The following is a 9040-nucleotide window of genomic DNA, read 5'->3' on the forward strand; positions in this document are numbered from 1 at the left end:
TGTATATGCTGAACGAAAAAGATACTGAAAAACTTTTGGCTATATTTCCAAAGATTCCAGAACAAAAAGAAGATGAGATGCAAGTAGGGCCTTTAACGGAAGTAACGAAAAAAGATTTGCAGATTACCGCGTTTCATATTAAAGCAGGCGATCAAAAAATAAATTATACGGTACGTTATACGATTTCACAATCACTATATAATARGTTAGCAAAGGAACAAGAATATTATTTGCAATTGATTTTCCCGGAAAAGGTTCAAAAATTAATTGGAGCAAAAGATAGTGAAATGATTTCAGCTGAAAAAGTAAAGGAAGGGTATAAACAGTATGAATTGAATGTTACTGTTCCGATAAAAGATGCTTCAGAATCACAATTAAAATCACTAGAAACCTATTATGATAATTACGATTTACAAATATTAAATAGTAAGAAAGAAAAAGTAGGAGCACTTCAAAACATTATTCAAATTGTTAAAGAGTATGGTGAAAAAATGAATTTACAAAGATAAAGTGAAACTTTAATCAGTGGGGGGGAATCCCCCGCTGATTTTAGCACGACTCCCACCTAACTTCTTTGCTCCAGCTGAATTTTGAGGTGGGAGTCTTACTGCCCGCAAATAGCGGGATAAATATGAATCGTAAAGTCTATATGGCCTTTCCTAGGAAATGATAATAGAGGGGAAAGGTCCCCCTCTATTATTTTGCTTTTGCAGATGGCTCATTCATTGATTTTCGTGTAATTAGAAAAGAAATCATAAGAGCAGAAAGAATAATAAGGGCTATAAATAGGTGATTTGGCAACCAATCTAATAATAATACGTAGCTGACGGTATAAAAAATAAGAGTTGAAGCTAAAAACGATAGAGCGCCTATCATAAGAGATTGTAATTTCATTTGTATTTACCTCCTTTTATTTTTATTTTTGGCTAAAAATGGATGAAATAAACATTATTTCTAACAATAGAAAAAAATATGTCATAATAGAGAAAAGAATAAGTTTTGCTGAGTGTATATGGCTCAGTAAAGTGAGATAAAGGAGAGGGAAATGAAAAATAATAAAAAAGGATTATGGGGAGTTATCGTTGCAATAGGGTTATTTTTACTGTCTAAGTTAAAATGGGTATTTGCCATTTTTAAGTTAGCAAAATTTTCAACTGTATTTAGTATGTTTTTATCGCTTGGTGCATACGCAGTCATATATGGTTGGAAGTTTGGGGTAGCACTCGTTTATTTGTTGTTTGTACATGAGATGGGGCATTTATGGGCAGCGCGAAAGAAGGGTATACCAACATCGCCAGCAATCTTCATACCTTTTATGGGAGCTCTTATTGGGATGAAAGAGATGCCGAAAAATGCAAAAGATGAAGCATACATTGCCTATATGGGACCTCTTTTCGGATTGCTTTCATTTTTACCCGCGATTCCACTTTATCTGGTAACGAAAGAGCCGTTTTGGGCGCTTATTATTTTACTTGGCAGTATGATTAATTTCTTTAACTTAATTCCAGTTTCTCCGTTAGATGGTGGACGAATAATTTCAGTTGTAAGTACGAAAATTTGGGGAGCAGGGCTAGTTTTACTACTCGGCTATTCTATTTACTATAAGAGTATTTTGGGAGGATTTATTGTTATTATCGGCTGCATGGAACTATATAGAGTAATAAAGAGAGATGAGCCGATTAAGGAATTAGGATATAGAATCGATGGAATGAAAGCATATGTTGCTAGGCTTGAAGAGGAATTAAAAGAAACTGGTGCGGTGCATCGAACGATTTATATGATTCACCATGAGATGAATGTATTAAGACAAAGAGAACGTGAAAAAGAATTAAAAACAGGAGAACTTCAAAAGATTGAAGTGCTAGAGTACCTTTTACCAAAGTTTGAGCCGCTTGATTATGTCCCATATGAAGATGAAAAAGAAATGCATACAATTCATATAAGAGAAGCATTTGAAATGTCAGAAAGAAAATTAAATGAATGGGAAACAGAAAAAGAACAACAAGAAAATTATTATAAAGTCGATACGAAAACGAAATGGACAGTATTTGCTTGTTATATCGGATTAATGGCTATACTCGGTTATACAGCTTATGAAGGTTATGTTGTTTTACAAGAGCATTTACCAAGGAGAAGTTTGTAGGAAAATAGTGTCGAAATGACAAGAAGGATTTAAACAGGAATTATATTTCTACGAGAGAATGTTACAAGTGTAACAGTACATTGTAATATTCATAGTAGAAAAGGGGTTCTGTATATGAAGAGATTGTTAAGTGTATTGGTAACTATTACTGTGATGGCAATAGCGAGCTATAGTCTTATGAAAGTACTATTATATTATGGGAATAAGTCTGCTGGAGTAAATACAGTAGCACAAATAGAAGAGGTACAAGAGAAGAAGAAGACACTCGATTTTGTTCGTACGACACATGAAAGTTATAATAATTTCTTGAATTATGGTAAGGCAGAGAAATATACAGATGGGGACTGGAAACATTTTAAACAATGGTTTCAAGGGCAAGAAGCCTCTTTAAAAAATATACATAAAGAAATAAAAAATGAAAAAATAAAACGCGATGTGAATAGAAGTTATGAAATTGTAAAGAAAGGTGTGGAGCTTCAGAATGTTGAGTATGTAGTCTATGCTCATCGCGTATATCATGACTTGGATATACTTGTGAATAAATATAAAGGTGAAACGAATGTATGGGGGTATACAGAGTTTGGAGATGGACAGAATATAAAAAGGATTGAACAAGCAATACAAACAAAGTAGTAGGCTAGCTAGAATTCTAGTTAGCTTTTTTTTGAGCACAATTAATGTGGGCTAATAATTAGTGGCGGATGGGAGCACGCCACTAGTTAAAATTTATTTAATATGTGAATTGTTCATATATTTTTCACAAAAACACCATGTTAATAGTGATTAAAATCACAATATGTATTATACAATTCAGTTAAACTAAAAACAGTTAAGGAAATAGAGGAGTGGGAGACAATGTTAAGTGCAAAAACAATTGAAATCGTAAAGTCAACAGTACCGTTATTACAAGAAAAAGGCGTTGAAATTACAACGAAATTTTATCAAATTTTATTTTCGGAACATCCGGAGTTATTGAATATTTTCAACCATACGAATCAGAAAAAGGGAAGACAACAACAAGCGTTAGCAAACGCTGTTTATGCAGCTGCAACGTACATTGATAATTTAGAAGCTATTATTCCAGTTGTAAAACAAATCGGTCATAAGCATAGAAGTTTAGGTATTAAAGCAGAGCATTATCCAATAGTAGGTACATGCTTACTACGAGCGATTAAAGAGGTCGCAGGCGCACCTGATGAAGTTTTAAATGCATGGGGAGAAGCGTATGGCGTCATTGCTGATGCATTCATTAGCATTGAAGCGGATATGTATGAAGAAGCTGCACATAAAGAAGGTGGATGGAAAGATTTCCGCAACTTTGTGATTGTTAAAAAAGTGAAGGAAAGCGACGTTATTACATCATTTTATTTAAAACCTGAAGATGGCGGGAAAGTTTCTTCATTCATCCCAGGACAATATGTAACGATTCAAATAAATATTGAAGGTGAAACATATACGCATAATCGTCAATATAGCTTATCTGATGCTCCTGGAAAAGAATATTATCGTATTAGTGTAAAGAAAGAAAAAGGTGTAGATACACCAGATGGTAAAGTATCTAATTACTTACATGATCATGTAGGGGAAGGAGATGTCTTACCAGTAAGTGCACCAGCGGGAGATTTCGTATTAAATATGGAGTCAACATTACCTGTTGTACTAATTAGTGGTGGAGTAGGTATTACACCGATGATGAGTATGTTAAATACGTTAATTGAACAAGAATCAAAGCGTAATGTATGCTTTGTTCATGCGGCGATAAATAGTAATACACATGCGATGAAAGAGCATGTTGAGACAGTAGAAAAAGAGTATGAACAAGTTAAAGCATATACTTGCTATTCTTCACCGACAGAGCAAGATGTGGAAATGAAGAATTTTGATAAAGAAGGATTCATTGAACGTGAATGGTTACAAACTATTATTCCAACGACTGAAGCAGAATTTTATTTCTGCGGTCCAGTACCATTTATGAAACATATAAATGCTGCATTAATTGATTTGGGTGTTAAACAAGAAAACATTCATTATGAATTTTTCGGTCCCGCAGCAAGCTTACAATAGATTAAATTTGAACAAGCAAAAAACGAGGTATTATTTTACCTCGTTTTTTGCTTGTTCTCTTAATAATCGATTTACTGTCTCACGGCGTACGCCTATGAGCTGACCAATTTCAGTTTGTGTTAATATTTCATAAATAGGGATGTCACCTAAATATACGGTGAACCATTCTTGTAAACGATGAAGGCGCTCTTTAGGAGAGACCGTTGTCAATTGATCGATACGCTGTTGCATCATTCGTAACTTCGCTTGTAATTGCATAGCGATATTTGCATATGATGCAGGATTTGCCTGAAGTTTATCGTACCATTCATTACTAATTATAGGCTCAACTTCTGTTTTCATTAAAGCGATAGCTGTACCGTGATATTCCTTCGGTGAAATTAAAGAATGGTGAGGTATCGTTTCACCAGGAACGATAATATTAAATAAAAATGGTGTTCCGTCTTCTTCTAATCGAATAACTTTTAATAAACCTGTTTTTATAAAGTATAAAGGACCGTCCTCACCTTGACGGAATAATATATCTCCCTTATGTAGAATCAATGTTAGCCCCCCATTAAAATATTTCTATTTCTTATATTTTAGCGTATATGTATAAAGATAATATGCTTTTTAAACAGTAATTTCATTGACGAAATGTATGCTATTACAGTAGTATACTATTTAGTGTGTAATAGTACTAGCAATGAATACGCTGTAGGGGGTTTAGTATATTGTTAGATGCGATGAAGATGACGGATATGAGAATTCCGGCGAATGCTATCATTCATGTAGAAGAGATGAAAGGTGGAGTCGTTTTATCCGTTGAAATAGACGGCCAAATTATTTATACGATGGCTTATGATGAAGAAACAGATAGTTATGCTGAATTATATGATCGAAACGATAAGAGGGCGTGCCAAGTACATGAAGACTTTATGGGATGGTCACTTCTTCACTAAAAAGATGTCAATATGACATCTTTTTTTATTGAATCGATAGATTATACAAAGAAATGAAATATAAGGATAAAATTTGTAATAAATGATTTTGCATTGTTAGCACTTTGTAACTGTAAGATAACTGTTTTTTCGCTATCATAAAGATAACAGTCATAGCTATAGGAGTGATCAACTTGAAGAAAGTACATATTTCAAATTTTATGCTATTAAGTGTTTGTTTAGTTTTATTTGTTCTCCTAGGAGCCTTTTTATATTCATGTGTATAAGAAAAAACGCATTCTAGAAAGAACGCGTTATAAAAATGAAGTAATGATTAATCTAGTTCCAAGAATAATTAATGTGATACGTAATAAATTAATTACTGCATTACCACTTAATTTTGTGTTAATATAAGCCCCGATTTTTCCGCCAATCCATGCACCAGGAATAAGAATTAATGCATAAGCCCAGCTGACATTTCCTAGAGAGATGTGAGTTAAAGAACTTACAATTGCTGAGAGAAATACGATAAACATTGAAGTTGCTACAGCAATGTGTGCTGGGAACGCAAAAAGAAGCATCATCGCTGGCACAAGTAAGGCGCCACCACCGATTCCGAATAATCCGGATATAAATCCAACTATAAAGGCAATAAAGATAGCGAGAAATGGTGGGAATTGATAGTCTACAGTATTTCCTTCGTTATCTGTAAAAGATCGCTTAATTACAGTCATATTTGATAGGGAAAGAGGTTTCAATTTGTCTCGTAGTATAAGAAGAATGGAGACGAATATAAGAAAAATCCCAAAGTATAAAGAAAATGTATCTTGGTTTAAAAATTTGTTTGCCCATGATCCGATAATACCACCAGGGCCAATCCCGATAAATAAAATAAGTCCACTTTTATAATCTACCCGTTTATGTTTCATATAAGTAAGGGTAGAAGACAGCCCCGTAAAAACGACGGTTACCATAGAAGTTCCTACTGCGAGTTGTGGTGATAAACTGTGTAATCCAATTAATAACGGAACGATAATAATTCCGCCTCCAAGTCCGACTAGGCTCCCGACTGTCCCGGCGATTAATCCGATGAAAAGTAACATGATGTATTCCAAAATTGCCAACTCCTCTATATAACTTATCCATCAATCATTATACACGCTTTTTAATAAGAAATAGGCTTGTTCACAAAAAAGTCGTCTTCCTAGAAAAATAAGGAAGACGACTTTTGATTAAAAGATTAAGTGTAATAAGTAGTAAAATAATGCAGCTAAAGAAGCTGAAATAGGAAGTGTAATAACCCATGTAATTAACATGCGTTTTGCAGTTCCCCATTTTACACCTTTCACACGATGTGAAGCACCAACCCCTAAAATAGAAGAAGAGATAACGTGCGTTGTACTAACCGGTAAGTGAATGAATGTTGCACCGAAAATAACAAGTGATGATGATAAATCGGCAGCTACACCATTTACAGGACGAATTTTCATAATTTGTCCACCGACAGTTTTAATAATTTTCCATCCACCGACAGAAGTACCAAGACCCATTGCGATTGCACAACATAATTGTACCCAGAACGGGATGTCGTCAGAAGTATGATAGTTATTGGCCATAAGAGCCATCGTAATGATTCCCATTGCTTTTTGTGCATCATTCGTACCATGTGTGTAAGCTTGTAATGCTGCAGTGAAGATCTGGAATATACGGAAGTTCTTGTTCGTTTTCGTTAAGTTAAAGTTTTTAAAGACCACTTTAAAAATACTATATACGATGTAACCAATAACAAAAGCGATAATCGGTGAAATGATTAAAGCTTCAAGAATTTTTATAAACCCTTTATAGTTTAATGAGCTAATACCAGCAGCAGCAATTGCTGCACCAGCGATTGCGCCAATGATTGCATGCGAAGAACTACTTGGAATGCCATAGTACCAAGTGAGCAAATTCCAGACTATTGCCGCAAGCAAAGCAGCTAAAATTACAAGAGAACCATTTGGCAAGGCAAACGGGTCAACGATATCTTTTGTAATAGTTTTTGCTACACCTGTAAATGTCATCGCACCTAAAAAGTTCATAATAGCTGCCATAACAATTGCATGTCTAGGCTTTAGAGCTTTCGTTGAAACAGCCGTTGCAATAGCGTTTGCTGTATCGTGAAATCCATTGATAAAGTCAAAAGCTAAAGCGCAAATGACTACTAAAACGGTCAGTATCAAGAGTGTATCCATGATCAAACTCCTTACGCGTTCTTCATAATGATTGTTTCTAATACGTTTGCAACGCTTTGACAGCTATCAGCTACTTCTTCAAGCTCTTCGTAAATCTCTTTAAATTGAATAATCTTAATCGGATCTTTCTCACGAGAGAATAAGTGCTTAATCGCATGACGGCGAATATCATCACATTGTGACTCGTAATCCTTAATCTTAATCGCATTTGTACGAATATCGACTAATTTCTTTTTAGACAGTAGTTCAACAGAATTTGCAATCTCAATTGCACATTGATTAATTGCTTCAACGAATTTAATCATGTATTCATCAGCTTCTGTAATAGAATACATTTCGAATAGACCAGCACTGTGATCTAATCCGTCTAATACATCATCCATACTCATTGCAAGCTGTAGGATGTCTTCACGTTCAATAGGAGTAATAAACGCTTTGTTTAGCTCCATAATGATTTCGTGAATGAATGAGTCACCTTTTGACTCATACTCTTTCATGCGCATAGAAAACTCTTTTAAATCGCTAGCATTTTTAATTTTATACTCCACGAAAAACTGCGCGCCTTCTTTTAAATTTTCGGAAACATTCATTAGCATTTCAGAAAATTTATCTTTCTTTGATTTAAAGACCATTATTGTTACCCCCACAAAAGTAATATATGTAAAATATATTGGCTAATCAATTCTAACAAAAAACTGTCGTTTTTTAAAACATTTTATCGAAAAGTTTACAAAAACTTAACATAACTCACATTGTTGTATTAATAATATTAATACTGAATAGTGAATATCTTACTTGTAGAATGTCCTTTTCTTGTGAAAAGTATGAATGTGAAAGAAAAGCTTTACACTATAGGAATGACTACGTTATTATAATAAATTTAAAAGGAGGTATATTCTTCCTTTTAAAAAAAGAGTGTAAACAAATGAAGGAAGTGAACGAATGAAATTGAAGAACACTCACTTTAAAAAAATGCTTGAGTGGTTCAATAAGAGGAAGAAACTACGCAATTCATTAATTGTATTGGGAAGTTTACTTGCTACTCTATTTATTGTTGTAAATATAATAATTTCCATTCAAGATATATCTGAATTAAAACAAGCTGTTCCACAACCAACTTTAATTTATGATGCAAATAATGAAGTTGCGACTAAATTAGCTTCTTCTAAAACAGAAGGAGTTAAAAGGAAAGATATTCCTGATATTATGGTTCAAGCAATTGTTGCAGTAGAAGATAAGGAATTTTTTAGTCATCATGGTATTTACTATAGTGGAATCATAAGTGCTGTATTTAAGAACATTACAGCTGGTGAAGTTGTGGCAGGTGGTAGTACAATTACACAACAACTTGCAAAAAATGTATTTTTGACACAAGATCGCACATACTCACGTAAAATAAAGGAATACTTTTTGACAAAAAAAATAGAGCGTACTTATTCAAAAGATGAAATTATAGAAATGTATATGAATCAAATTTATTTTGGTGAAGGTGCTTGGGGGATAAAAAGAGCAGCTAAATCGTATTTTGATAAAGAGGTAAAAGACTTAACAATTTCAGAAGCTGCAACGATTGCAGGATTAATTAAAGCGCCATCTGCGTATTCGCCGTATAAAAACTTTAATAAATCAATTGAAAGACGTAATGTCGTATTAGGTTTAATGAAGGAGCAAGGGTATATTTC

10 protein-coding genes and 1 pseudogene are annotated in these 9040 nt (G+C 33.8%); 6 read left to right on the forward strand and 5 right to left on the reverse strand.

Annotation, left to right across the window (positions count from 1 at the left end; translation table 11 throughout):
* Positions 1-509, forward strand: a pseudogene (locus AC1DTM_RS13480) (hypothetical protein); the annotation flags it as partial.
* 187 nt (positions 510-696) lie between these two features.
* Here the strand turns inward: AC1DTM_RS13480 and AC1DTM_RS13485 are convergent.
* Positions 697-894, reverse strand: coding sequence for a hypothetical protein (locus AC1DTM_RS13485; protein ID WP_000776287.1), 198 nt, complete (start codon positions 892-894; stop codon positions 697-699).
* 151 nt (positions 895-1045) lie between these two features.
* On the opposite strand from AC1DTM_RS13485, the gene AC1DTM_RS13490 reads away from it, so the two are divergent.
* The 3 genes from AC1DTM_RS13490 to hmpA all read left to right on the forward strand — a co-directional run bounded on the left by AC1DTM_RS13490 (position 1046) and on the right by hmpA (position 4207).
* Positions 1046-2143, forward strand: coding sequence for a site-2 protease family protein (locus tag AC1DTM_RS13490; RefSeq protein ID WP_002158635.1), 1098 nt, complete (start codon positions 1046-1048; stop codon positions 2141-2143).
* A gap of 114 nt (positions 2144-2257) precedes the next feature.
* The gene (locus AC1DTM_RS13495) at positions 2258-2776 is read left to right on the forward strand and encodes a hypothetical protein (protein ID WP_016104303.1); all 519 of its coding nucleotides are present in this window, start codon (positions 2258-2260) and stop codon (positions 2774-2776) included.
* Positions 2777-2998: 222 nt separating this feature from the next.
* Positions 2999-4207, forward strand: a complete 1209-nt coding sequence (gene hmpA / locus AC1DTM_RS13500) for an NO-inducible flavohemoprotein (protein WP_016104304.1) — start codon at positions 2999-3001, stop codon at positions 4205-4207.
* Between the two features lie 30 nt (positions 4208-4237).
* Here the strand turns inward: hmpA and AC1DTM_RS13505 are convergent, their stop codons facing one another.
* Complete coding sequence (locus tag AC1DTM_RS13505) at positions 4238-4750, reverse strand: Crp/Fnr family transcriptional regulator (protein WP_016104305.1); 513 nt, start codon at positions 4748-4750, stop codon at positions 4238-4240.
* A gap of 170 nt (positions 4751-4920) precedes the next feature.
* Here AC1DTM_RS13505 and AC1DTM_RS13510 point away from each other — a divergent pair, with 170 nt between their 5' ends.
* On the forward strand, positions 4921-5148 hold the full coding sequence (locus AC1DTM_RS13510; protein WP_000883004.1) for a hypothetical protein: 228 nt from the start codon (positions 4921-4923) through the stop codon (positions 5146-5148).
* A gap of 293 nt (positions 5149-5441) precedes the next feature.
* On the opposite strand, the gene AC1DTM_RS13515 is transcribed toward AC1DTM_RS13510, so the two are convergent.
* From AC1DTM_RS13515 to AC1DTM_RS13525, 3 genes are all read right to left on the reverse strand, one after another.
* On the reverse strand, positions 5442-6242 hold the full coding sequence (locus AC1DTM_RS13515; RefSeq protein ID WP_477000339.1) for a sulfite exporter TauE/SafE family protein: 801 nt from the start codon (positions 6240-6242) through the stop codon (positions 5442-5444).
* A gap of 117 nt (positions 6243-6359) precedes the next feature.
* Entirely contained in the window at positions 6360-7358 is a 999-nt protein-coding gene (locus AC1DTM_RS13520; protein ID WP_002149443.1) for an inorganic phosphate transporter, read from the reverse strand.
* Positions 7359-7369: 11 nt separating this feature from the next.
* Entirely contained in the window at positions 7370-7990 is a 621-nt protein-coding gene (locus tag AC1DTM_RS13525; RefSeq protein ID WP_000231445.1) for a DUF47 domain-containing protein, read from the reverse strand.
* Positions 7991-8300: 310 nt separating this feature from the next.
* Here AC1DTM_RS13525 and AC1DTM_RS13530 point away from each other — a divergent pair.
* A partial coding sequence (locus tag AC1DTM_RS13530) for a transglycosylase domain-containing protein (RefSeq protein WP_477000340.1) occupies positions 8301-9040 on the forward strand: 740 nt, incomplete at its 3' end.

The sequence above is a fragment of the Bacillus sp. P4_D3 genome (assembly GCF_056401855.1).

Bases quoted from the DNA above. Each gene is read 5' to 3' on its own strand.
- AC1DTM_RS13490 (WP_002158635.1), top strand. From the start codon at position 1,046: ATGAAAAATAATAAAAAAGGATTATGGGGAGTTATCGTTGCAATAGGG.
- AC1DTM_RS13495 (WP_016104303.1), top strand. From the start codon at position 2,258: ATGAAGAGATTGTTAAGTGTATTGGTAACTATTACTGTGATGGCAATA.
- AC1DTM_RS13525 (WP_000231445.1), bottom strand. From the start codon at position 7,990: ATGGTCTTTAAATCAAAGAAAGATAAATTTTCTGAAATGCTAATGAAT.
- AC1DTM_RS13485 (WP_000776287.1), bottom strand. From the start codon at position 894: ATGAAATTACAATCTCTTATGATAGGCGCTCTATCGTTTTTAGCTTCA.
- hmpA (WP_016104304.1), top strand. From the start codon at position 2,999: ATGTTAAGTGCAAAAACAATTGAAATCGTAAAGTCAACAGTACCGTTA.
- AC1DTM_RS13520 (WP_002149443.1), bottom strand. From the start codon at position 7,358: ATGGATACACTCTTGATACTGACCGTTTTAGTAGTCATTTGCGCTTTA.